Annotated in this window: 16 protein-coding genes; 10 read left to right on the forward strand and 6 right to left on the reverse strand. The window is 51.0% G+C overall.

What is annotated here, in order from left to right; genetic code table 11:
* Window positions 1-111: 111 nt before the first annotated feature.
* From MRY86_RS25340 to MRY86_RS27270, 3 genes are all read right to left on the reverse strand, one after another.
* Entirely contained in the window at window positions 112-1,410 is a 1,299-nt protein-coding gene (locus MRY86_RS25340) for a hypothetical protein (protein WP_293563473.1), read from the reverse strand.
* A 137-nt stretch (window positions 1,411-1,547) separates the two neighbouring features.
* Window positions 1,548-2,765, reverse strand: a complete 1,218-nt coding sequence (gene miaA, locus MRY86_RS25345) for a tRNA (adenosine(37)-N6)-dimethylallyltransferase MiaA (protein ID WP_293563474.1) — start codon at window positions 2,763-2,765, stop codon at window positions 1,548-1,550.
* Window positions 2,766-3,067: 302 nt separating this feature from the next.
* Complete coding sequence (locus MRY86_RS27270) at window positions 3,068-3,142, reverse strand: zinc finger domain-containing protein (RefSeq protein WP_363325366.1); 75 nt, start codon at window positions 3,140-3,142, stop codon at window positions 3,068-3,070.
* Between the two features lie 827 nt (window positions 3,143-3,969).
* Here MRY86_RS27270 and MRY86_RS25355 point away from each other — a divergent pair.
* Complete coding sequence (locus tag MRY86_RS25355; RefSeq protein ID WP_293563476.1) at window positions 3,970-4,761, forward strand: helix-turn-helix transcriptional regulator; 792 nt, start codon at window positions 3,970-3,972, stop codon at window positions 4,759-4,761.
* A gap of 55 nt (window positions 4,762-4,816) precedes the next feature.
* The gene (locus MRY86_RS25360; protein WP_293563477.1) at window positions 4,817-6,127 is read left to right on the forward strand and encodes an aspartate aminotransferase family protein; all 1,311 of its coding nucleotides are present in this window, start codon (window positions 4,817-4,819) and stop codon (window positions 6,125-6,127) included.
* A 289-nt stretch (window positions 6,128-6,416) separates the two neighbouring features.
* Here the strand turns inward: MRY86_RS25360 and MRY86_RS25365 are convergent, their stop codons facing one another.
* A complete protein-coding gene (locus tag MRY86_RS25365) occupies window positions 6,417-10,454 on the reverse strand; it encodes an ATP-binding protein (protein WP_293563478.1) in 4,038 nt (1,345 codons plus the stop codon).
* A gap of 274 nt (window positions 10,455-10,728) precedes the next feature.
* Between MRY86_RS25365 and MRY86_RS25370 the strand changes: the two genes are divergently transcribed.
* Complete coding sequence (locus MRY86_RS25370) at window positions 10,729-11,262, forward strand: DUF1573 domain-containing protein (protein ID WP_293563479.1); 534 nt, start codon at window positions 10,729-10,731, stop codon at window positions 11,260-11,262.
* Window positions 11,263-11,343: 81 nt separating this feature from the next.
* Entirely contained in the window at window positions 11,344-12,207 is an 864-nt protein-coding gene (locus MRY86_RS25375) for a UbiA-like polyprenyltransferase (protein WP_293563480.1), read from the forward strand.
* A 3-nt stretch (window positions 12,208-12,210) separates the two neighbouring features.
* On the opposite strand, the gene MRY86_RS25380 is transcribed toward MRY86_RS25375, so the two are convergent.
* Window positions 12,211-13,692, reverse strand: coding sequence for a deoxyribodipyrimidine photo-lyase (locus MRY86_RS25380; RefSeq protein WP_293563481.1), 1,482 nt, complete (start codon window positions 13,690-13,692; stop codon window positions 12,211-12,213).
* A 330-nt stretch (window positions 13,693-14,022) separates the two neighbouring features.
* On the opposite strand from MRY86_RS25380, the gene MRY86_RS25385 reads away from it, so the two are divergent.
* The gene (locus MRY86_RS25385; protein WP_282777471.1) at window positions 14,023-14,493 is read left to right on the forward strand and encodes a ribonuclease H-like YkuK family protein; all 471 of its coding nucleotides are present in this window, start codon (window positions 14,023-14,025) and stop codon (window positions 14,491-14,493) included.
* Window positions 14,494-15,030: 537 nt separating this feature from the next.
* Window positions 15,031-15,765 carry an MIP/aquaporin family protein gene (locus MRY86_RS25390; RefSeq protein ID WP_293563482.1) on the forward strand — a complete coding sequence of 245 codons (735 nt, stop codon included), beginning with the start codon at window positions 15,031-15,033 and terminating at the stop codon, window positions 15,763-15,765.
* A gap of 135 nt (window positions 15,766-15,900) precedes the next feature.
* On the opposite strand, the gene MRY86_RS25395 is transcribed toward MRY86_RS25390, so the two are convergent.
* Complete coding sequence (locus MRY86_RS25395) at window positions 15,901-17,085, reverse strand: Gfo/Idh/MocA family oxidoreductase (RefSeq protein ID WP_293563483.1); 1,185 nt, start codon at window positions 17,083-17,085, stop codon at window positions 15,901-15,903.
* Window positions 17,086-17,243: 158 nt separating this feature from the next.
* Here MRY86_RS25395 and MRY86_RS25400 point away from each other — a divergent pair, with 158 nt between their 5' ends.
* The 4 genes from MRY86_RS25400 to MRY86_RS25415 all read left to right on the forward strand — a co-directional run bounded on the left by MRY86_RS25400 (window position 17,244) and on the right by MRY86_RS25415 (window position 25,419).
* Window positions 17,244-18,638, forward strand: a complete 1,395-nt coding sequence (locus MRY86_RS25400) for a DUF1080 domain-containing protein (protein WP_293563484.1) — start codon at window positions 17,244-17,246, stop codon at window positions 18,636-18,638.
* Window positions 18,639-18,856: 218 nt separating this feature from the next.
* The gene (locus MRY86_RS25405) at window positions 18,857-23,743 is read left to right on the forward strand and encodes a translocation/assembly module TamB domain-containing protein (RefSeq protein WP_293572038.1); all 4,887 of its coding nucleotides are present in this window, start codon (window positions 18,857-18,859) and stop codon (window positions 23,741-23,743) included.
* A 68-nt stretch (window positions 23,744-23,811) separates the two neighbouring features.
* Window positions 23,812-24,051, forward strand: a complete 240-nt coding sequence (locus MRY86_RS25410) for a Rho termination factor N-terminal domain-containing protein (RefSeq protein ID WP_293572040.1) — start codon at window positions 23,812-23,814, stop codon at window positions 24,049-24,051.
* 6 nt (window positions 24,052-24,057) lie between these two features.
* Window positions 24,058-25,419 (forward strand): deoxyribodipyrimidine photo-lyase, encoded by a 1,362-nt coding sequence (locus tag MRY86_RS25415; RefSeq protein ID WP_293572042.1) that lies wholly within the window; start codon window positions 24,058-24,060, stop codon window positions 25,417-25,419.
* Window position 25,420: the final 1 nt, after the last annotated feature.

The raw sequence follows: 25,420 nt of genomic DNA on the forward strand, positions 1-25,420 counted from the left end.
GCCATAAATGTACGATACCGTGAAGGGCAGGCGGGTGACTTTTGTCACTGGTTTCTGATGATTCTTGTTGGTAAAGGGGATTTGCTTTTTATGTTTCCGGCAACAGAGGTTTTACAGGCTTTTATTCCCTGCTTCCACCGGTTCCAGCTTGGTTTGCTGACCTTCAGAATGTTCCCCCTGCCGCTCCCGTTCATACTGCCGGATGAGGTAGGCGTACCAGGCCACGCCAACAATGTACATAGCTACGGTAATGAGAAAGATGCTTACATAGCGGAACTCCATTTGCCGCAGCCAGCCGAACAGTTTCATGGAAATGAACCAGCTGCCCGACCAGACAGAAGCGTTGAGGGCACTCATGATTTCCTGGTTTCTGGGGCCCACGTAGTACATCGTAAGTTCGGAAGTCATGGGCGCCGCAGCGCTCATAAGGGGCTGTCGCAGCACATAGGCTCCGATGGCAATGCCCAGGGCGAATGGCAGGTGGGCGTAGTACTCCGTGGTGGCCAGGGCAAACAGCATAAAAATGGAAGCCGACTGAAAAAAGGTAATGGCGACCTTGTATCCAAAGCTGCGCCGGACATACGGCATGATGGCCACAGTCATGGCGACCAGGAAAAAGGTCAGGGAGCCTACCAATGAGAACTGATCGGAAGGCAGCCCATGCACATTGAGGAAAAACAGATTGATAACGGGTATGGTAAAACCGGCACCAACGGCTATGATCAGAGTGGGCGTGAGGGCTTTGAAAATCGTGCCGCAGTCGTACCCGTGCAGCACTTTCCGGAAAGGCACTTTTTGCGAAAGCTGTTCCGGCACCCGAATCCGGGAGACAAAGAAGGCACCGGTGAGCCCCAAAACAGAGATGCCCTGCAGTACCCGCTTTTCTGTAAAAAATGCCGGGTCGATCTGAGTCAGGATGAAATTGCCAATACCGATCAGGCAAATGGTACCGGAGAAGGACAAAAAGGAAAGCGAAATGGCTTCTGAGTGGGCCTCTTTACGGGCATTCAACAAGATAAAGGGCAGCACTGTGATTTGCATGCAGGTATAAGCCAGCCCCCAGAGCATGGCAGAAGCATTCACCACCTGCGTCCAGCCTGCTCCGATAGCGTGCAGCAACACCAGCGACATGACCGGGGTAGCAATCGTAGCCACGTAGAAGAAGGGCTTCAAACGCCGCCCTTTGATGAATAAACCGATTAGGAAAGCCAGGCAAAAGACCGCCAGGAACCGGTAGGAAAGCACTTCCGCCACTTCATAATCTGCAAAGCCTTCCTCTGCCATGTAGTAATTGAGGAGCAGGAAGAAAGCCGTATTGATGCCCTGCACAAAGAACTGCGCCACAATCAGATAGATGACGTGGCGGGGAACTTGCCTATAGCCGTTAAGTACGCTTTGCAGTGGGCTCATGCTTAGTAAAAGGTCTGGAAATTAAAAACCGATGTGCCAGCAGACAGGGCCGTCATCGGTTTGGAATAGGGCACGCTGAGGTGCTTGATTCAAAGACAGGAACGCATAAGGATGAGGATAGTTTGGAGGGGCCTGCTTTATCCCGGGATGCGGTAAGTATTGCCGGTGGGAGAGATAGCGGCTTGCATCCAGTTTGGGAGGTTTTCCGGTAGGGCAATCGGCCATTTTAATTCATCGGTGGGCAAGGCGGTATGAAGAAAAGCAGCTTCGTCTTCCAGCGCCAGGAGCCGTACTTGATGCCATAGTATCCAAGACAAGGGAGGAGGAGGCGCCTGGTCAACCACCGTTAGGCTTTGGTCTTTGCGCGAGGCCCTTTCAAATCGGGCAATACAAGTGCCATCCTGATAGAGCTTGCCATCCAAATTATCCTCGTGGCGCGCTTGCGACCAGGTCAACCGGTGTTGTATGGCCTGGTCCGTGTATTTTCGGATCTCCTCCCACTCAGAAGGGTGGAAAAGCTTCCAAAACCCGTCTCTGCGAAACCACGTCATTTGCCGTTTGGCATAGCGGCGGCTGTTGCGCTTGATGAGGTCTATGGCTTCCTCCAGGTTGGTTTGCTGGCTGAAGTAGTCGAATAATTCCTGGTAGCCGACGGTCTGCAGGGCAGTGAGTTGGCGTTTAGGGAATAAGGAGCGGGCTTCTTCCAGGAGTCCGGCCTCAAGCATCATGTCCACTCGTTGGTTGATGCGCTCGTAAAGCGTTGCTCTTGGCCACTGCAGCTGCAGGTAGATGGGTTGGAAGGGCCGCTGCCCAGCTGCTTTTTGGCGAAAGCTGGAAAAAGGCTTTCCGCTGGAACGGCAAACGGATAGCGCACGGATGAGCCGGTGCGGGTTATCGAGGTCCACCTCAGCGTAGTAGTCCGGATCGGCGGTTTTCAGGGCTTCCTGCAGATAGGCAAGCCCATGGGCACGAAAGTCGGCCTCCACACCTGCCTGTACCGCTTTCGGGACGTCCGGGAAAGTATCCAGCCCTTCACAAACGGCTTTCAGGTAGAGCCCGCTGCCACCGGTGAGGATGACGACCTCGTGTTTAGTGAAAAGCCCTTGCAGCAGCTTCAGCGCCTCTGTTTCATATTGCCCTACGCTGTAGTTGGTTTCTATGCTATGGCTGTCAATAAAGTAATGTTTAGCAGCCGCTAGCTCCTCTGCGTCAGGCTTGGCGGTCCCAATCGTCATCTCCCGAAAAAACTGACGGCTGTCGGCAGAGACAATAACGGTATCGTAGTGCTGTGCCAGTTGAATGGCGAGCCTTGTCTTACCACTTGCCGTAGGGCCGGAAAGGACAATGAGGTGCATAACGCTGAAGGTTGTTCGTTGCGGCCAAAGTAGGGAAAATCCCGGATTCCATCGGTCAGGGACAACATTCAAAGCCGTGCAGCGGTTTATTCCCCTGAAAAAATGATCTATCTTTGCCAAAAAGGACCTTCATATAATGATGAACCAATCCCGACTATTACTTTTCTTTTTTGCGCTGTCCACTTTGACTTATATGGCATGCGATGACGATGGCGATATGCGTGCGCCCGTAGATTACAACCCAAATTGCTGCGTGTACAGCACGATGCAACGCGATGATGTGAACCAGCGATGGGAAGCTGTTATCGAATTAGCAACTGGCAATTGGGACACCATACCGGAGACCGTCCGGCCAGCTGCGAGCTTTCAGTTGCCAATTGGGGTCAACCGCCTGAATGACTTTTCCGGCAACCGTCATCTGTACACCGATTTCAACGGGGTTAATCTGGTGGTGCAGGACCTGACCACCTTCGACACCACGAGGCTTGCACTGAATGATCCGGAGACCGGACAGAAAATTGAGGGTTCGCTCTTTTTACAGGAGGGCCGGAACAGCGATGAGTACTTCCTGTACAGCGGACTGGAAGGGCGCGTGTACGGTATTGACCTGGCAGCCCGGTCTTTAAGCGTAGCTTTAGATACCTTCCCTCTGGGATTTGATTTGCTGAACGACTTCGTCTACAGCCCTTCTGAAAATTACTTTGTTTTTATGGGGCAGATCAATCAGGGGTTCACCGAGCGGCTGTACACGGCTACGATTTACGATAATGCCAGCAAGAACCTTGTGGCCCGCGATACCTTCCCGCAGCGGCTATTTGGTTTTGTCCCCGACCCGGATGCCGGACGGATGTTTGCCCTGACCTTCCCGGAGAATCAATTCGGCTATCGGTTGTATGAGGTGGAATTTCGTGGAACAGACGGGCTGTCCTACACGGAGCTTTCGGCTGAGAACCTCGCGATCGGACAGTTGTCAGAGCAGCTGCAAACCCTGCACACCGCCAGCAACAGCTACCTTTGCTATGGCGAATCTCCGCCCTTCAAAGTGATCTATCAGCTGGACCTTGATAGTGGGGATTTGAGGTCGCAGATTGTGCTTGAGGAATATGGCACAATGGTTAAATTGGATGGGGAGTAAGCCGCAGCAACAAAACCTCGGTAAGGAGAAATAGCTGAATCTCAGAGAAGAAAACCTTATTTTAGCCTCATGGAGGCTTACTACAGGACCTTTCGGCTTGGTATTGATGATCAGCTCAGCCCTTTCGTATTGAAAAAGGAAAGGCGGAATGCCGTTGAGTTGCTAACGGTACCTTTTCCTTCTCTGGAGTTTATCTTCCCGGTAAATCTGTCCCTCTTTGAAACTACGGGGTATCACCGTGTCCATTCCGCCATGATCGGGCGCATTCAGGTACAGCCTATCAGGACTTATCTTCAGGCTGATTACGAGGCGTTTTGCTTTTTTCTGCATCCCGTAACTTTTTTTGAGGCAACAGGATTAAGTGCTGAGCACCTTTCTGATGCGGAGGTGATGGAGGCTTTCCTTACGCCGCTTTCACAGATAGTAGAAGTGGGTCCCTTGCCTGGCCCCGAAAAGTTTGAGCAGCTAGTCCGTGAAAAGTGCCTGAGTCTTCCAAAGCGCCGTTCCTGTTATCGTGTCGTGGATCATTTTCTGCAGGAAGTCCATGCTCTGCCAAATTACCGTATTCAGGAAGCCGCTGATTCTATTTCTTTTTCCGGGAAGCACCTCCGGTCCACCTTCCGCTCCATTTGCGGTATTTCTCCTAAGAAGTACCTGCAACTGCTGCAACTACAGGGCGTGCTTCGGGACATGGTCAGTTCAAATCACTATAGCCTGACGGAGATCGCTTTGCGCAATGGCTTTTACGACCAATCGCACTTTAACAGGGTCTTCCGCAAATATGCCGGGCTTACCCCACGGCAGTTCCGGCAGGGCTATATTCCCTATTCGAAGAAATATAAAAACACAATTGTGCTGTAGGTGCGTTTTTTCCTATTCCAGGATTCGGGAAAAGAAGATATTTCCGGAAAAAAGTATGAGCACCGAGTCCACCCATCCCGAATGGCTTCAGGAAGCCGAGCAGCACCTCATCCGCTACTGTGAAAACTTCAGTGATGTCCTGATCACCAAAGCATCAGGGGCTTATCTTTATACCGATGATGGGCGTCAGATATTGGATTTCACCTCCGGGCAAATGTGCGCCATCTTTGGCCACAGCCATCCTCGTATTGTGGAGGCCTTGCACCGGGGCACGCAGTCTTCCATTCATTTGCTGAGCGCGATGTTGTCGCCTTCCGTCATTGAGCTGTCCCGGCGTTTAGCGGAATTGCTGCCGCCCGAGCTGTCCCGGGCTATGTTCCTTTCCACCGGGGGCGAATCTAATGAGATGGCGATCCGGATGGCGAAGCTGGCAACGGGCGGCTTTGAGGTGATTGGGTTCACGGGTTCCTGGCATGGCATGACAGCAGGTGCACAGTCCTATACCTACTCCCTCACGCGCCGGTCTTATGGCCCGGTTATGCCCGGCAGTTACGCTATTCCTGCGCCGAACAGTTACCGGTGCCCGGTGAAGCACTGCTCCGGGCAATGCGACAATACCTGTCTCGATATAGGTATGGATCTTGTTGACCGGCAGTCCGTTGGTGCTTATGCGGCGGTGATTGTGGAGCCGGTGTTGAGTGCAGCTGGCATCATCGAACTGACTCCGGAATACCTGAAAGCCCTGAAGATGCATTGTGATGCCCGGGGGCTGCTGCTGATTTTCGATGAGGCTCAAACCGGTATTGGCCGGCTTGGGGATAATTTTGGATTTGAGCAAAGTGGGGTAGTGCCCGATTTTCTTACGCTCTCTAAAACGCTCGGTGGAGGGCTGCCGCTTTCTGCTGTGGTTACCAGCGACACGCTGGAGCAGGATTGCTACGATAAAGGCTTCATCAGTGTTACATCTCATGTATCTGATCCACTACCTGCTGAAGTAGGCGTGACAGTGCTGTCTATTCTGGTGGAAGAAAAAATGCGGGAACGCGCTCAGAAAATGGGGGATTACCTCAAAAGAGGGCTCGAAGCGTTGCAGGAGCGCTACGACTGTATAGGGGACGTAAGAGGCAGGGGGCTGTTGCTGGGGATGGAAATCGTGAAAGACCGGGCATCAAAAGTGCCGGACTCCGAACTAGGCAGCAAAATTGCAGAGCAGTGCCTGAAAAATGGGCTGAGTATGAATATCGTCCGCATCAAAGGCTACGGAGGGGTATTCCGCATCGCTCCTCCGCTGACGATCACACAGGAGGAGCTTGATCAGGGAATTGATATTCTGAACCGGTCCATTCGTGAAGTTTTGAGCATCTAGGCCAGGTGGATTAGTTTTCTACCCAAATAAACAGCTGTTGCTAACAGAGAGGAAAATCAGCCCATAAAAAAAGGGAAGCCGAAATGGCTTCCCGAAATATTGAATCGATATTTTGTCGATTCCCCCTTGCTTGTTGCTTTTGTGTTGTGTTGGGACAATTTGGTTGCACACTGGTTAGTAGTGCTCTTGCAACTGTTAGTACAAATTTAGGGTACAACAGCACAGGGTTCGTTAACATATGTTGCAATCTTGTTCACTTATGTTGCATTTCAGTCTTTTTTACTGAAAATCAAGCTTTTCCAGAGGCTTCGCTGGGAGGGTAGCCATATCTTTCCTTAAATTTCGTGGCAAAGTACTGAGGGCTGCCAAAGCCCACTTTATGGCTTATTTCCCCAATGGTGAGGCCGGGTTGGCGAAGCAATTCCAGGGCTTTTTTTAACCGGTAGTTGCGCAGGAACTCCGATGCGGTCTGACCGGTCAGGGCTTTAAGCTTGCGGTGCAACTGAGACCGGCTGAGTAAGAGGGTACTGCTCAGTTGCTCAACGGAAAATTGCTCATCAGTGAGGTGGTCTTCTATTGCGGCGTAAGCTTTTTGCAGGAACTCGTGTTCGAGATCCGGGACAGCGGGTGCAGGTGCCCCTTCACTTTCTCCCTTAAAGTATTGTTGGAGCCGGGCGCGCTGCTCCAGCAAATTGTGGATTTGTGCCATCAGCTCCTCCGCGTAAAAAGGTTTGGATAAATAAGCATCTGCCCCCTTTTTGAGGCCGGTCAGCCGGCTTTTGAGTGCAGATTTGGCGGTCAGCATCACCACAGGTATGTGACTGGTACGAATGTCCGCTTTCAATTGAGCCGTCATTGCATAACCATCTAATCGAGGCATCATCACATCGCTGATGATGATATCCGGCTGTGTGGCAGTGGCCATTTGTAAGCCTTCAACACCATCCTTTGCAGTAGACAGGTCAAATGCTTTACCAAGGATACTGCATAAAAAATCCCGGAGGTCCTTATTGTCTTCTACAATCAGAATCGTAGTGCCCTGTTTTGCGGCTTCAGGAATCGGCGGTTTGACTGTTTCGCCGGCTGTACTGTCGCCGCCCGCAGCGTTTTCGTCGGCAAGCGTGGTGTATAACGGCAGCCCAAGGGTGAACCGTGATCCTTTACCGGGCTCACTTTCCAGATGGATACTGCCGCCAAGCTTTTGGGCGAGCTCATTGCAAAGGGCAAGGCCTATGCCTGTCCCTCCGGCAGACTTGGTGGAAGAATCATCAACCTGGTAAAACCGGTCGAAGACCCGTTCGTGGTGCTCCGGCGCGATGCCCGGCCCAGTGTCCTCTACACTGATTTCAACTTTCTGGCGGTCGGGCATACCCGTTGCTGAGACCTTGATCTCACCGCCTTCTGGTGTGAATTTTAGCGCATTCGACAGTAAGTTGTGTATGATTTTGCTCACCTTTTCCGTATCCATTTCCACCCACTTCAGATGGGGGCGCCCGGTTATTTCCAGTTCAAGTTTGATGCTTTTATCCTGGGCAGCGCCTTCATAATCCTTCAAAATAGAGATCAGCAACTGATTGAGGTCTGCCTGCTGCAGCTTTACGGAGATCAGCCCTTCTTCCAGCCGGTTGATATCTAAAAGTTGATTGACCAGTTGGAGCATGCGCTCACTATTGCTGATGATTAGCTCTGCCCAGTTTTTTGCGTTTTTGTTTTGCAGCTGTGCACCCAATCTCCTTGCCGGTTCTAAAATGAGCGTGAGCGGAGTGCGGAATTCATGGGTGATATTGGAGAAGAAATTGGACTTCATACGGTCTAATGCAGCAAGGCGTTCCGCTTCACGTTGCTCATAGGCCAACTGCGTCTTCAGGCGGTCCCGGTTGACCTGGAACCGGTAGGCAGAGAAGAACAAAGTAAAAAACAACGCCAGATACAAAAGGTAGGCCCAGTTGGTTGCCCACCAGGGAGGGCTAATCGTGATTTTCAATACCGCTGGTTCTGTACTCCAGATATCTTCATTATTGGCGCCCCACACTTTAAAGGTATACTGTCCGGGCGTAAGGTTAGCATAGGCTACTTCCCGCCGCGTTTTTGCATCGACGGGGGCATTGTCCAGCCCAACCATCTGATACCGGTACCGGTTATTTTGGGATGCTGCGAAATCCAGAGCTGCAAACTGAAAAAAGAGCTGATCCTGATGGTGCCTGAGCTGAATGTGATCAATGAGCTCAATAGGCTTGAAGGCATTGGCATCCTCAACGGCTTCCCGCCAGGGCATATTATTAATGTTCAGCCCGGTAAGGTAAACCTTTGGGGGCAGGCTCCTTAGTTTGACCGCTTTGGGGTGGAATACATGTACGCCATTAACACCACCGATAAGGAAACGGCCGTCCCTGGCCCGGTGATAGGACGAGGTGTTGAACTCATTGCTTTGGAGCCCATCGGCGGAGGTATAGTTCTTAAAGGTACCCAGCTCAGGATGGTATTTGGACAGCCCGCGGTTGGTGGTGATCCATAGGTAGCCTTCCTGATCGGGCAGCAGGCCATAGGCTACATTATTGGGCAGCCCATCTTTCGTCGTAATAGTTTTAAAGGTCCCAGTCTGCGTGTCAAATTGGTTTAAACCGCCCCCCTTTGTACCAATCCAAAGCTTATTGGTCTCTCCGGGGCGCTTGCCAATGCTGAGGACATAGTTTTCGCTGATACTCTGAGGGTTATTGATGTCAAAATCGTAAACCCGATGATCAAAACCATCCGTTGAGGTCCGTTGCAGACGCAGCAAGCCATATTGCGTACCCGCCCAAACGATGTCTGATGCGTCTTCGTAATGGAAAACTGTGATGGTTGCATTTTCCTGCCGCTCGTCAAACCAGTCTGACATGGCGTAATAATGGAAGGTTTCTGTGTCCGGTTGGAAAATTGCCAGCTGCCCGTCCCTGCTGGAGAACCATATATTGCCCGCCCGGTCGATAAGCAAAGGGGAATTGGGATTGGGCTTACAGGTATAGGGGTAGAATTGGACTTCACCCGTTCGTTCATTTATTTTTACCAGAGCAGTTTGTTTTTCAATAATCGGGTAGTGAAACCAGAAGATATCAGGCTCCGTATTGAGGACCCAAGTGGCTTTCTCTATCCAGGAAGGGAAGGCGGCAGGTAGTTCATAATTTCCGTTGTCCGGGTTCAGGACTCTAAGTGAAACAGATACCCACACCCAGCACCTGCCTTTGAGGTCGGTATAGAGTTGCCGGGTACTGGTGCCTGGCAGTAAGTGGTTAAAGCGGGTATTGGAGGGATTGTATTTCCGGATACCATAGCCATTGGTGCCAAGCCATACCACCCCGGTACGGTCAACATACACGGTGGGCGTGAAATAGGCGTTTTTGGTTGTGAACAAAATTTCAAGTTGCGCCTCGCGGCCACGCTCGGGGTGTATTTTATACAGTCCTGCTGAGACGCCCCATACCGTGCCTGATTTGTCGATGGTTATATCCGGCAGAAAGCCCTGTAGTTCTTCAGGAAGTGGGATATCCCAGCTTTTGCCTTCGCGGTAAATTTTTATCTCCTGGTTGGTTGGCATGATCAGGTACCCATCGCTGGTCATTTCCATATTCCGGAAACCAAAAGGAATTTCTATACTAAGCGCACGAACTTCATCTGACATCTCTTCCCATTCCTGGTAGTTGTTCCGGTCCAGCCGGAAAAGCCGGTTGCTGATGGCAAAATAGAGGGTGTCGGATACGGTGGACAGGCAAGTGGCAACGCTACTGAGGTTAGGGTTTGGAATAGGCTCAATAGGGTAGCTTTCGATTTTGCTGCTGAGTTGGACACTTTCCAATCCTTCCCAGAGGGCTTCGCCTTCAGGGACAACGAGCCGGCATAAGCCTCTGCCGGTGCCTACCCAGAAAATGCTGTCGTTTTCCTGTTCGATGCTGAAAATTCGATTGGAATTTAACCCACGGCCAGGAGCCTCTTCATAATCCAGTTTGTAAAAGCGCTCTTTTGTGCGGTCAAAAACATTAAGCCCGTTGTTGTGCGTGCCGACCCATATCCGGCCAAAGGAATCTTCAAATAAAACATTCACGACATGCCCGGAAAGTGAAAAAGAATCAGCTGGGAAATGGCTGTACAGCTTAAAGTCATAGCCATCATAGCGGTTGAGGCCATCTTTGGTGGCGAACCACATAAAGCCAAGACTATCCTGAAGGATATCATGGATCATACCCTGCGTTAGCCCGTCCTCGATGGTCAGTTCATCGAGCTTAACAGTCTGTGCATACTTGGTTGTCAGGCTAGCCAGCAACAAGAATATCGTAACAGTGAGGCTTTTCATCAGGTTAAAAATAGCGATTTAGGACGAAGTAACTTACCATCGGACAATCTTCTACATATCCTTGACAAAGGTTTACGGTATTCTTGCACAGAAAGATACGCAAACAGGCAAGAATCCGGATTAACAGCTCGTTAACAAAACTTCAATGCTGATTAACGGGAGCTTCTGTAGCATTCCCTACCTTTGTAATTGTAATAAAAAGGGAATTGACCGGGAGAACTATTTATAAAGCCCATTGTTCCCACTTTTATCTTAAATCCAAAACTAAAGTAAAATGTTGAAGCAAATCAAAGTTCTGATGTTCGCCCTGTTGGCGGTAGGTTTTGTAGCAAGCTGTAACAACAGCGAAAGCGCAGCTCAGGAAGAGGCGCGTGAGGATCTGTCTAGCAATACTGTACAGCCTGCCAATCAAGCTGCTGCCCAGCCTGCTGCTGCACAGCCTGCTGCTCCTGCTGGCCCAACGACAACCATGACCTTTGAAGAAACAGAATTCGACTTCGGTACCGTTAACGAAGGCGAGAAAGTTTCTCACACTTATACTTTTACCAATACTGGTGATGAGCCATTGATCCTCAGCAACGCTAAAGGCAGCTGTGGTTGCACCGTTCCTAGCTGGCCACGTGAGCCAATCGCTCCAGGCGCTACCGGCGAAATCACTGTTGAGTTCAACTCTAAGAACAAGAAAGGTAAGCGTAACCAGAAGGTGACCATTACTGCAAACACGAACCCACCACAGAGCTTCATCTACCTCAAAGGTGATGTAACGCCTGCAGCTGGTGGTGATGCAACTCCTGCAGTAACACAGTAAGCTGAAAAGACTTTTAAAAGTCAAATAAACAAAGAGGCTCGCAAATCCATATGGTTTTGCGGGCTTTCTTATTTTTGCGGCATGAAGAACTACCTCTCGCTGGTCAAATTCAGCCATACCATCTTTGCCCTGCCATTTGCTTTGCTGGGCTTCTTTCTGGCCACTCTGGAATCAGAGCAGGTGCTTAGCATCCGTTTGTTTTCGCTGGTTGTCCTATGTATGGTTTTTGCCCGCAGTGCGGCAATGGCCTTCAACCGCTATCTCGACCGGGACATAGATGAGAAAAACCCCCGCACCGCCACCCGGGAAATCCCCGCCGGCGTGATCTCTCCCAAAGCGGCCCTGGCTTTTGTCTTCATCAACAGCTTGCTATTCATCGCGACTACCTGGTTTATAAACGAACTGTGTTTTCTGCTTTCACCGGTAGCCCTGCTGGTCATTTTAGGCTACAGCTACACCAAGCGGTTTACCTTCCTTTGCCACTTTGTACTTGGGCTGGGGCTTTCACTCGCTCCAATCGGGGCTTATCTATCGGTCATGGGGCAGTTTGACCTGATCCCGGTGCTGTATTCAGGCGCTGTATTGTTATGGGTATCTGGCTTTGATATCATTTATGCTTTGCAGGACGATGACTTCGACCGCTCCCTTTCCTTAAACTCTGTACCGGTAAAAATGGGCCGCCCGGGCGCACTTCGCCTTTCGAATCTCCTGCATGCCGGAAGCGCCATTTTTATAATCACTGCAGCCTGGCAACTACAGGCGACCTACCCGGAATTCCAGTGGTTGCATTGGCTGGCTGCCGCCATTTTCCTTGGGCTGCTATTCTATCAGCACACCCTGGTCCGCCCAGATGACCTCAGCAAAGTGAATATCGCCTTCTTTACCACTAATGGCATCGCCAGCCTGCTATTTGGTGCTTTGGTTATCCTCGATATCTACCTGTAATACTTATTCCTGCCGCCGTTCCCCGGGGTTCACATGCCTGGCTTTGATGCGGGCGCCCTCTTGCTGAGCGGTTTGACTATTCTTTAGCCCCCAAAGCTGATCGCTGGCATGGCGCATGGCTTTTTTCAGGTCCACAATTGGATTGGGGTAGTCTTCGCCCAGTTCAAAGCCAAGAAACTGCCGCTCCAGAGGCGGAATTTCCCAAGGGGCGTGTACGTATTCATCCGGCAGCTTTGCGAGTTCAGGCACCCATTGCCGGATGAAGTCGCCGTGAGGGTCATGTTTGCGGGAATTGAATACCGGATTATAAACCCGGATGGTGTGAATTCCGGTAGTGCTGGCCTGCATCTGAAATTGAGGGTAGTGGATGCCGGGCTCAAAATCCAGAAACTGCCTGGCCAGATGGTGCGCCCCTGCCTGCCAGGGCTGCCAGAGCGTGTGCGTAAGGAAGGAAACCAGCATGGCCCGCATCCGGAAGTTGATGTAGCCGGTGGCGTTCACACAGCGCATCGCAGCATCTACCAGCGGGAAGCCCGTTTGTCCGGTCTTCCAGGCTTCTACCTTGGCTCCATCCGTTTCGGTACGCAAGTGATTGAAGGCGGGGTTGAAATTTTCAAACTCAATACGGCACTCGCTTTCAAATTTCTGAATAAAGTGGTCGCGCCAGCGCAGGCGGGACAGGAAGTTATTGAGGTCGCGTTTGTCCGTCACCAGATGCCGGTGCTGCCAGCTGTACTGATAAGCTTGCCGGAGGCTGATGTTGCCCCAGGCCAGATAGGGTGAAATCCGGCTGCAGGACCGGCGGCTTGCCAATGGCTTGGAAATCAAACGGGAGTAGCCGTTGATCCTTTCTCCTTTGAAAAAGCTGCGCAGGTACCGCCATGCATTGCGCTCACCACCGGGCTGAAAAGTGGCGTCAGCTTCTTGGTAGGTTTCGGGAAGAGGTGGACCAGCGAGTTTCTTGTGTAAAGCTTCCGGAAGCTTAATCAAATGGAGTTTATCGACCGGACAGGCAGGTACCGGAGATTCAATGTAGTCATACCACTGTTCCCTCCACCCATCCCGGTTGGGGCGACCTCTTTGTACGCCTGAGAATGGAATCTCCTGCCAGTTGATGCGATGTTCCTTAAGCCATTGGGCGCAGGCAATATCCCGGTCGAAGGTGGTCTTCACGCCAATCTCCTCATGGCTGTATACGTTGCGTACCTTAAAGTGTGCACATAAATCCCGGAACAACGGTAGTACTTCCCGGTGTGCGATAAGCATAGCGCCTGGCAAGCGGGATGCCATACACTGCAGAGACTGCCAGACAAAGCGCCAGTGCCGGTCGCTGTAGTCAGGGTGCTGCAGCAAACCGGGCTCAAAGCAATAGAGCAGCAACAAAGGCCGCCCACCTTTCGCTGCTGTTTCCAGAGGCGGATGATCGTTGAGGCGCAGGTCGCGCTTCAGCCAGACAATGTCTATTTCGGTTTTGCTCTGCTTCACGATCCAATTAACAGAGCAGCGCTTATTTTGTTAATCCAAAGCAGGTTACTACAGCAGCTTTCCGTTTTTACATGGCTGGTCCGAAATATTTTTACAAACCGCGGACAATGATTCAAGTATTTGAAAACTAGTCGGTTATCATCTGTTTAGGTTAAAAAATTTTAGGTCCGATCGGTGATTTTAGCAAAAAAGTCCGCTGGCGGGAACCCTTGCCGTTTATTTTGATGTTTAGGTGGTTGTTAATCCAATATTAATTCTGTTTTATTTTTCAAAAACCGTACACCGTATGGTTTGGGGAATTTGTATTTTAGTCAAAAATCCACCTAATTCATGAAATGGCGAAAACTAAACGGCGAAAGAATTGAGTTGCCCATTAAGGAAGCGGTAGAGCAAACGATTCTTCGGGAGAAAGCCGCCGGGCACCGCCTGAAGGTCTGCATCGGTTCAGATTCTCAGGTGCGGGGCACGCACATTGAATTTGCGAGCGTCATCGTTTTTCTGCGCGAAAAGAAAGGCGGCTTCATGTTTATCCACAATACACGGGAGCGGGCAGGCATGGGGCTGCGCGAGCGTATGATCACTGAGGTAGCCAAGTCGGTAGAAGTGGCCTACAGCCTTTGTGACTTGCTGGATAAGCATAATGTAGAACTGGAAGTCCACGCCGACATCAATACCGACCCTGAGTTCCAGTCCAATGTGGCACTCAAAGAGGCGATGGGCTACATCCTGAGCATGGGCTTTGTCTTCAAAGCAAAACCCAATGCTTTTGCCAGTTCTTCCTGCGCCGACAAAGTCGTATAATCTAACCCGGGCCCCTCGCCCGGGTTATTTGTTTCGAGGTCATCGAAAGGTACAGCCTTTAATTTAGGTTCGGGTACCGTTAAACTTGGGCGCTCAAAGGCCAACCTTCGCTGCTCCAGTTTCCAGGCTTTTTCCTGGAGATCTTTTATCAGGTTCGTGGTCTCGTTTGGATCCTTTGACAGGTTGAGCAATATCGGGGCATGCGGTTCCAGGTGCTGCCAGTAAGGATTGTCTGGAACCGGGCGCATGTATACTGACAATCAAGTGGTCTCCAATAAAGATCGGAGCGCCAACCTAATCAATGCCTGCCCGTGTCTCGTCGCCTGTGGGCTTCGGCCACCGGAGGTCTATATTTCCATTCGCCGGATCGTATGCTGGGCAGGCCTTTATTGAAAAAAGAAAAAGGCTCGGCTCTTCAGAATTTCATAGCCGAGGAGCCATTCATTAACATCCCTGCCGTCATAGGGGCGGTCTTAGGGCATCTGTCTGCCTCTAAACAATCAATATTTTATATCTTTCCTGCAAAAATCAGCCCCTATGACTCCATTTATAGCAGAATTCATTGGCACCTTTTTGCTTATTTTATTAGGTAACGGCGTGGTTGCTAACGTTGTACTACAAGATACGAAAGGGCACAACGGAGGATGGATTGTCATTACGGTGGGTTGGGCCATGGCGGTTTTCGTCGGCGTTCTTGTGGCACAGGATTACAGTGGCGCGCACATTAATCCAGCCGTAACGGTCGCTCTGGCAGTGGGCGGCAAGTTTGCCTGGTCAAAGGTTGGGGGGTATGTACTGGCGCAGGTGTTAGGAGCTGCTGCGGGGGCAAGTTGTGTGTGGCTGACCTATATTCAGCATTACCGCACCACAAAGGACCCTGTGCTTAAGCTGGCAACGTTCAGCACCATCCCCCAAATCCGCCACAATGGTGCCAACCTTTTTTCGGAAGTCATCGGTACATTTGTGCTTCTGATTGCCGTGTTTTTCCTTACTGGTCCCAATATTCCGGTAGGCGATCCGAGTCGCCCGGTCGGACTAGGCTCACTGGGGGCATTGCCAGTTAGTCTTGTGGTTTTAGCTATCGGCCTTAGCCTTGGCGGCACCACCGGCTACGCCATCAACCCGGCGCGCGATCTGGGGCCGCGAATCGCACATGCCTTACTGCCTATTCAGGGCAAAGGCAGTAGTAACTGGGATTATGCATGGATTCCCATACTGGGGCCTTTGGCTGGTGGAGGATTAGCGGCTTTCTTATTTGAAGCATTGCAATGATAGTAACCCACCCCGAAAAGAGGAACTCCAGAGACCTGCTACCCAGGTCATGGGCAGGGAAATGAAAGAAAGCTCAACACCGTAGCTTTCGCTATTCCACCTTGGTGGGAGAGATCTTGTGTTTTGGTGGCCATTCTATCCCGGCCAGACCATGGTTTTATTCTCCCGCATGGCATCAATTGCCATCCGCACACATTTGGCGGTCGTAGCACCGGTCCTGACATTAGAGACGGGCTCCCGGTTGTCCCGAATGCATTCGTAGAACTCCTGAAAAGCATAATGGGTGCCGCCCCAGCCTTCCGTGGTGTGCTCAAAGCTGATGGCGTACTTATCTTCTTTGGCGCGGTTTAGGGTGGCGCCGGAGACACCATCTACCATGCCTTTTTCCTTCTTATTGAGCGGCTCGAAGTAGATCCAGCCTTCGTCTATCCCCATTTCGATGGTGCCCTTGCTGCCCCTGAAAATCATCTGATACCCTTCGTGCGCATTGGAAGTCAGGGAAATACAGTTGACCTTCATGCCGTTTGGGTAGCTGAACATCGAATTGACGTTGTCAAAAGTTTCCCGGCCGTCCTTCCAGTAGTCGATTCCGCCAAAACCAACGGCTTTTTCCGGGTGAGTGCCCAGCACCCAGTTTACAAAATCAATTTGGTGGGAATGCAGCTCAGCCGTCAACCCGCCAGAGTACTCGGTGTACATCCGCCAGTTGATCATGCGCTCATATTTGGGCTTGGGCACAGGACGGCGCCAGTCACCGTTACGGTTCCATTGAATGTAGACATTCGCGATATCGCCTATTTTACCGCTGCGGATCAGATCAGCTACCCGGAAGTAAAGGGGGTGATAGCGGTATTGGTGCCCAACCAAGAATACCCTGCCGTTAGCCTCCACCTGCTCCACCAGCCGGTCTGCTTCGGATATTTGGTACGTCATCGTCTTTTCGCAGTAGACATGCTTGCCTGCCTGTGCCGCTGCCACAGCCATCTCGTAATGCATTGACAGGGGCGTGGCAATTAGGACAGCGTCTACATTTGGGTCCTCCAACAGCCTGCGGTAATCGGTATAAGCCTTTGCTTTTTGATCGGCATTTTCCATGGCGCTGTCCAGCCGGAAGGGCAGGATATCGCAGCAAGCAACGGTTTTGAATTGTGGCATGCTGTTCAGTAGCCTGATTATCCCACCGCCTCTTGCTCCGGTACCGATGACCCCGAGCTGTATGGTCTCGTTTTTAGAAAAGGTGCCGGGGGCCATGCTCAGGGAGCCCAGGGTGAGCCCCGCTGTAGCCATGCTGCTTTTTCTGATGAAGTCTCGTCTGTCCATTTGCTTCGAGTCTGTATCTTTGGTTACAATAGTAGGTATGGTTTGTCCTCCTATGAGAACCAGGGGTTAAATACAACATAAATCCAAAAAATGACAAAGTGTCCTGCACTATGCCACCCTGAATGATCTCATTTTGACCTTTAAACAACAAAATAATAATGAAAAACCGAATTCAATTACTGGCATTGTTTCTGATGGTGAGCAGTGGGCTAAGTGTTTCCCTGGCAGCACAATCCAATGAGGGTTGGCGGGATTTGTTCAACGGCAAAGACCTGAGCGGATGGGAAAAACGCAATGGCTCCGCAGAGTACGAGGTAAGGGAAGGTGTGATTGTTGGGGTCACGGAAACCCAAACGCCGAACACTTTTTTGTGCACCAAAGAAATATTCAGCAATTTTATTTTGGAGTTGGAAATGTGGGGCGATGCAGCGATCAATTCCGGTATTCAGTTCCGTAGCAATAGCCTGCCTGAGTACAAAAACGGAAGAGTGCACGGCTATCAGGCAGAGGCGGACCCCAGTCAGCGTGCTTACAGCGGCGGCATTTACGACGAAGGTCGTCGCGGATGGCTCTACCCGCTAAGCCTCAACCCGGAGGCCCGGACAGCCTATAAATTGGGGCAGTGGAACAAGTACAGGATTGAAGCGGTAGGCAATGAACTCCGTGTATGGATCAATGGGGTAAATACCGCTAATGTCGTGGACGACATGACAGCTTCCGGCTTCATCGGACTACAGGTACACGGCATTGGCAATGACATAGAAAAAGCCGGGCGGGAAATCCGTTGGCGCAATATCCGCATCAAAACGGACAACCTGGAAGCAGAACGCTGGCCTATGGCGCCGCACGCGATGGAGCTCAACTACATTCCGAATTCCCTGACACCATACGAAATCAGCAAAGGCTGGCGCATGCTTTGGGATGGCAAAACTACTGAGGGGTGGCGCAGTGCACGTGCACAGGATTTTCCTGAAAAGGGCTGGGAAATTGAAGAGGGCGTACTTACCGTCCTGGAATCCGATGGTGGCGAATCCACGAACGGTGGAGATATCATTACCCGCGATAAGTTCAGCAGCTTTGAACTGATGCTGGAGTTTAAAATCACAGAAGGGGCCAATAGCGGCATTAAATACTTCGTTGACCCGGAGCTCAACAAAGGGCCCGGCTCTTCCATAGGGCTGGAATACCAAATTTTGGATGACCAGGAGCACCCCGATGCCCAAAAAGGAGTGAAAGGCAACCGCACGCTGGCCTCCCTTTACGATCTGATCCCGGCTGAGAACCTTTCGGTGCCAGGCCGGGATAAGCCGTTTCGTGGGGTTGGGGAATGGAATCAGGCCCGGCTGGTTGTCAAAGGACATCACATTGAGCACTGGCTGAATGGGTTTAAAGTCCTCGAATACGAAAGGAATACCCCTATGTACCGGGCATTGGTAGCGTACAGTAAGTATAAAGACTGGCCAGACTTCGGTGAACTGCCTCAGGGGCATATCTTGTTGCAGGATCATGGCAACCGGGTGTCTTTCCGTAGTATTAAAATCCGGGAGTTTTAATCAGGGGGCCAATCATTCCTGTTCAAAAGGTGATTTCAAAGCCCGCGTTTATCCGGAATGAAGTGGCCCAAAAAAGAAGCGCCGCAGCAGACTGAAGCGCATGGTTGTCTGCGGCTTTTATTTTGCCGGGCTACCCGAAGCTGTCCAAATATGCTAATTCTACGTTAAATCTGGCATTCAATCAATATATTCGCGGGATGTTTGGTTGAACGTAGTAGATGGAAGATCAAGGACAAAAGCAACCGCAGGAAAAACAGCCTCAGTCCCGCTCGTGGCTGCGCCTGCTATGGCTATGGACCAGGCGCCTGGTCGTAGGACTTATCCTGTTTTTCCTGATCCTGTCAGGCGTCCTTCAAATCCCCGCTGTACAAAACTACCTGGCAGACCGGGTAACCACCGCGCTTAGCGACGCCATGAAAACTACGGTCTCCATCGATCGTCTGAATATCAAGTTTTTGGACCAGCTGGTATTGGAGGACTTTTACGTGGAAGACCTGACGCCGGGCGATACCGCCATTTTCAGCAAATACCTGTACGCTGATTTTAGCCTCAATCCACTCGTTTACCTGCGCCGGGGGCTGGTTATTGAAGACCTGGCCCTGGACAGTGCTACCGTCAATATCCGTAAGGCTGCAGATGATGATTACAACAACATGCAGGTACTGCTTGGCCGTCTGTTCCCGCCGGATACCTCCTCCACTACAGGTGAAAAACGCCCCTTTTATCTGGATGTGCAGGGGCTGACCCTCAGTAAAATCCGTTTCCTGAAAGAAGACAAAGCGAGAGGGCAGGACATGGATATCTACCTTGCCGAAGGTTCCGCTGTATTTGATGAATTTTCCCTCCCTGACCGTACCCTTCATGCCGAATCAGTCATTCTTGAAGGCCCCTACTTTCGGATTGATGAGTATGACTATGTGATTTGGCCACAGGATACGATGAGCAGCAACACGCCACCCACTGAGCCTTCCTTGCCCTTTTTCGCTACCATAGGGGAGTTTGTCCTGAAAGACGGTAAGTTTTCCCTTCATAACTGGCGTAATGACCCGGAAAACGACGGGCCTGTAGACGAACTCAATTACCAGCATATGGATGTCTTTGACATTAATATTGGGATTAATGCGTTTTCCTTCTGTTCTGATAGCCTGGATTTTTCCGGGCAGGTGGAGGAGTTTAATCTTCGGGATTTAAGCGGGTTTGTGCTGGAAGATCTTACCGTAAGCAACGGCCGGGTTTGGAACAGGGGGCTCGAGCTCTACGGCCTTCAGTTGAAGACGCCCTACAGTGATATCGGGGACACTTTAATTTTCAGGTATGACACCTACGAAGCCTTCAAGTCTTTCCCGGATGAGGTGGAAATGGAAGCCCATCTCAGCAATGCTTCCGTTACTTTGAAAGATATTATGACTTTTGCGCCCAAGCTTAAGTCCAACGCTTTCTTCTGGGATAACCGGGACCGCAAACTGTACATTGACGGGCTGATAGAAGGCACCGTCAATGACCTGGATGCGGAAGATATGTACCTGGCTCTGGAGAACCGGCGGCTGGTGGCTCAGGGTAACCTTCGGACCCGCGACCTTACCTACCCGGACTTCCGGACCATTAATCTCCAATTGGATGAGTTGCGGACCAACATGACGGCGCTCCGGCAGCTATTCCCAAAGTTTCAGCCTCCAGAAGCCTTCGACCGGCTGGGCTGGCTGTACTTTACCGGCCGTTTTGATGTCCTGTTTTCCGACTATATCGCTTACGGAACGCTCAATTCTGCTCTGGGGCGGGCCGAAATGGACATGAAAGTCCGTAACCTGACCGGCAACCGTGCTGAGGCTTCCTACAGTGGAAGCTTGTCTTTAATTGATTTTGACCTTGGAGGCTTTACGCAGAATCAGGACCTCGGGCTTGTGAATTTCTCCTCCAGTGTGCGCAACGGTAAAGGGCTAACGGCAGAAACGGCAACCGCTGACCTTAGCGCAGAGGTGCAAAGCTTCATTTACAAAGGCTACAACTACACCAATGCCAATCTGACAGGGCTCCTGAAAAAGAACCAGTTCTCCGGTGATTTTTTGATTCAGGACGAGCACATCGACTTTTCGTTCAACGGGCAGGTCGATATGACGGATAGCGTGCCGCGGTTTAACTTTTTTGCATCGGTGAACCAACTTTCGTTACTGCCGCTCAATCTTAGCCAAAAGGATATCAATTTTTCCGGAGATGTCAGCCTTAATCTGCAAAACAGTACTTTATCCGAACTGGAAGGCCGGGGTCGGATAAAGGGAGTAGAAATATTACACCGCAATCAGGATACTATTCAGGTGGATTCAGTGGTCTTCATTTCCCTATTCGAACCCGGTGGGCGAAAACGGTTCAGCGTGACTTCCGATTTGGTGAATGGCTACCTGCTTGGGCAGTTCGACGTACTGGATATCGGCCCTGCTCTTATGGATTACCTGGACCGGAACCACCACGGTTTCTTTGAGCGGCTGGGCATGAAAAAGCCCGGGCGGCAACCAAAAGGCAATGAATTTATCTACGATTTTGATATTGTGGACACAAAAGGCGTCCTGGCCTTATTTGAGCCCAAACTGGGGCCTCTGGAAGGGGTAGCCCTAAACGGCTACTTCGACAATCAAAAAGACAGCATCACTGTGGAGCTGCGGGTACCCCGCTTCCGGTTTGGCAATATTGAATTGAATGATGCCGGTTTGTTCGCAAGGCTCGTGGACTCGGCAGGCTCCATCAATTTTAGGGTGGAAGAGCCGGTGCTCAACGATAAACGACGGTTTGCCCCGGTTCATGTATTGGCCGACCTGGACCGTGATACCCTGGATATTGGTTTGGCCTATCAGGTAGAAGGGTTGTCGATGCTGGATAACCTCAATTTGAACGCCGAACTTTACCTACTGGACAGCCTGAACTACCAGCTGCGTTTCAAGCGTTCTAATCTGGTTTTGCTGCAGAAGCTGTGGGAAATTGAACCCGATAACTACATCACCTTCCGAAAAGGCTACGTAGCCACTGAGCATTTCCGCCTCAAAAACGAAGAACGGATTATTCAGCTCCGGTCCAAAGGAGAAAAAGGGCTGCAATTGGCGCTGAACAACTTCGACTTTTCTTTTATCGACGATATTTGGGAGTATGAAGAGCTGGATTTCGGCGGCCCTTTCAATATGGTAGCTGAAGTTGATAACATCTTTAAAATGGAAGGGCTCAACGCCACCGTTATGGCAGATACCTTCCGGGTGAATGACGACGACTGGGGTGCCCTGCGCCTGGATGCCAATGCAGCTGACCTTAAAAGCCGGTTCGAAGGCTATCTGGCAATTACCAAAGACACCTCGCAACTCATTGCGGAGGGCTTTTTCAATCCGGAAGATACCCGCCGGGCCCGGAGAGGGGGGGACAGAGAAAAAGCCCAGTATTTTAATATCGATCTCGATGTCACGAGTTTTCCGGTAAATATTGGAGAATACTGGCTGGAGGGCACCATCAAAAATACGGTGGGGTACTTCGATGCCAGTGCAAGTATCTTTGGCTTTCCCGGGGAGCCTCATATTGATGGAGAGATCAAAGTGCGCGATGGAGCGACTACCATAGATTTCCTGCAAACCCGCTACTACTTTGATGATGCCCGGATAGAGGCAAGGGACTTTCTGTTTGACGCCTCAGACGTTGTGGTCAAAGATAAGTACGGCAACACCGCTACAATTTCCGGAGGCATCACCCACAGTTACCTGAAGGACCTGGGCATTAACGCTGAGATCAATACCGATCGTTTCCTGGCGCTCGACACAGATAAAGAGGACAACGACCTTTTTTACGGGCATGCCCTGGGCGATGGGGAAGTCACCTTCAATGGCCCGCTGCGGAAAATAGATATTTACGTCAACGCCTCGGTAGGAAAAGATACCCGCCTTGTCATCCCGGTGAGTTATGGCAGTGATGCTTCCGAGCTGAGCTTTATCAACTTCAAAAAGCAGGAAGCGGAAGTCCCCTTAGATCAACAAAGCAATACCGAGCTGAATGGCGTCAGCCTGGAGATGGACCTCAATATCACTGAGGAAGCACAGGGTGAAATCATCTTTGATGAACAGGCTGGTGATATCATCAAGGGGACTGGCCGCGGCAATATCCGGATACTGGTCCCCCGGAACGGTGAGTTTGAAATGTTTGGGGATTACACCATCGAACAAGGCGAGTACCTCTTTACCCTGTACAACGTTGTCAACAAAGATTTCGACATCAACCGGGGCGGGGTGATCTCCTGGTCCGGCGACCCTTTTGAGGCCCAAATCCGGCTGGAGGCAGAGTATGCTGGTTTGTCCACACCGGTCGCCAATTTTATACAGGAATACCTCATTGATGCACCTGATGACTTAAAGCAGGGCGCCAGCCAGCCAACGGAGGTAGAGTTGACCATGGAGCTTCGGGGAGATTTGCTGCGCCCAATTATCAACTTCGATATTGAATTCCCAGAGCTGATCGGCGGGCTTAAAACGTTAACCGACAGCAAGCTCCGTATACTAAGGCAAGACCCCAATGAGCTAAACCGCCAGGTGTTCGGTCTGATTGTGGTGGGGCAGTTTTTGCCTTCAGATATTGCCATACAGGGTGCTGACATCTTCTACAATACGGTAAGCGAATTCGTGTCCAATCAGTTGTCGCTCCTGCTTACAGAGTTGTTTTCTGAGTTTTTTGGAGAGCAAAGCGCACTGTCCGGCATTGATTTCGACATCGCCTACAATCAGTATCAGGCCAATTTTGGTGAGAGCCAGGACTTCCGGCGGGGCGATGAGTTTCAGCTACGGATGCGGCAGGAGTTCTTCAATGACCGGCTTTCCGTTTTGGTCGGGGGCAATGTTGATATAGGCAACAGTGCACGTGTACCGGATCAAAGTGGCACCTTTGTAGGCAATGACCTCGTCATCGAGTATGTTCTCAACCGGGACCGCACGCTTAAGCTCCGCATTTATCAGCGCCTGGAACCCGATATCGGCGGGGGTAGCCGGCTAGAGGTAGGCACGGGCCTGAGCTACCGGAAAGAGTTTGATTCCTTTGGAGAATTCCTGCGCAGTTTCCGGCGGGCTGCCGGGAAAATCCGGGATTGATGATTAAAGCTTCCTTGGGGTGCTACCTTTCGAACATGGGTTGTGGTTTAGCGCTTACATAGAAAAAGATGCCCAATCCTTCCATTAAGAACGAAGAACAGTATCAGGCCCTGAGAGATAAAGGCTACAGCAAGGAAAAAGCCGCTCGTATTGCCAATGCCAGCAACACCGGTGAAAAAGGTGGGCAGGCACCTCCCTACGAAGAACGGACCAAAGAGGAACTTTACCAAAAAGCGAGGGAGATCGGCATCGAAGGCCGGTCTGGTATGAGTAAATCAGAATTGATCAAAGCCCTGAGAAACCATTAGCTAGTTATGAAGAACATTCACCCTGACCGGGTTCACCTGCTGGGTGAATCCTCCTGCCGCGATCAGGGGCAATACGTCCTTTACTGGATGAGCCTGAGTTTTCGTGCGCACTGGAATTATGCATTGGAATACGCTGTAGGTTTAGCTGAAGCAACAGATAGCAAAGTAGTTGTACTGGTCAGTCTGGAACCCCAACAGACTCATCTCAATGCCCGCCACCTTACCTTTCTTCTGGAAAGCCTGCCGGAAATAGAACAAGCCCTGGCCGACCGGGGTATAAAGTGCATCACGCGGGTAGCCCCGATTGAGAAAAACATTGAAGCTCTGACAGCAGATGCTTTCGCCATAGTGACAGACTGCCCCTATCTTGATGAGGACCGTGACTGGTTAGAGCGCGCTTTGAATGTGGCACAATGCCCGGTTACACAAATTGAGGGTAACATAATCGTCCCGGTTGAAGCAGTTTCCAGCCATCAGGAGTATGCCGCCCGAACACTGCGGCCTAAAATAACCGAATGCTATACCGATTACCTGGAGAAACCTACCTCCAGTATGCTACCTAAGTCCAGCCTGAATATGTCCCTGAAGGGAGAAGATACAAGCGCGCCTGGAAACCTGCTGCAACAAATAGAATTTGAGCAGTCGGTCGCTCCGGTGACTGAATATTACACAGGAGGGTTTTCGGCTGCAAAATCCCGGCTTGACCATTTCCTGCACAACGACCTGGAAGCCTATGAGGATCAGCGGCAGTCTCCAACCCAGCCAGCAGTGACCCAGCTCAGCATGTACCTTTCCATGGGAATGATTGCACCAGCGTATGTTTTAAAGCGTATAGAAGCCTATCTTCCTTCAGAAAATGCAGCAGCTCTTAGGGAAGAACTATTGGTCCGGCGTGAGCTGGCCTGCAATTTTGTATACTATGCAGATCATTATGACCGGCTGAGTGCACTACCAGATTGGGCGCAGCAAACCCTGGATGAGCACGAAAGAGATCAGCGCCCTCACCGCTACACCCGCAGTGAGCTGGAAGCCGGAGCAACCCATGACGATGCGTGGAATGCCTGCATGAACCGGATGAAGGAATATGGTTACCTGCACAATCATATGCGGATGTACTGGGGCAAGCAAATTCTGATCTGGTGCAATACTCCCGATTATGCCCATCAAACGCTTCTGTACCTCAATAATAAGTATTTTCTGGACGGTAACGACCCGAACAGCTATGCCAACGCGCTGTGGGTATTTGGGCTGCACGACCGGGCATGGAAAGAACGGAAAGTGTTTGGCAAGGTCCGCCCGATGAACCACAATGGTCTGCAGCGCAAAATAGATTTGGAAACCTGGTTGCAGATGGACCCGGCTCAGTAGC

The sequence above is a fragment of the Phaeodactylibacter sp. genome (assembly GCF_022763345.1).
Lineage (GTDB): Bacteria > Bacteroidota > Bacteroidia > Chitinophagales > Saprospiraceae > Phaeodactylibacter.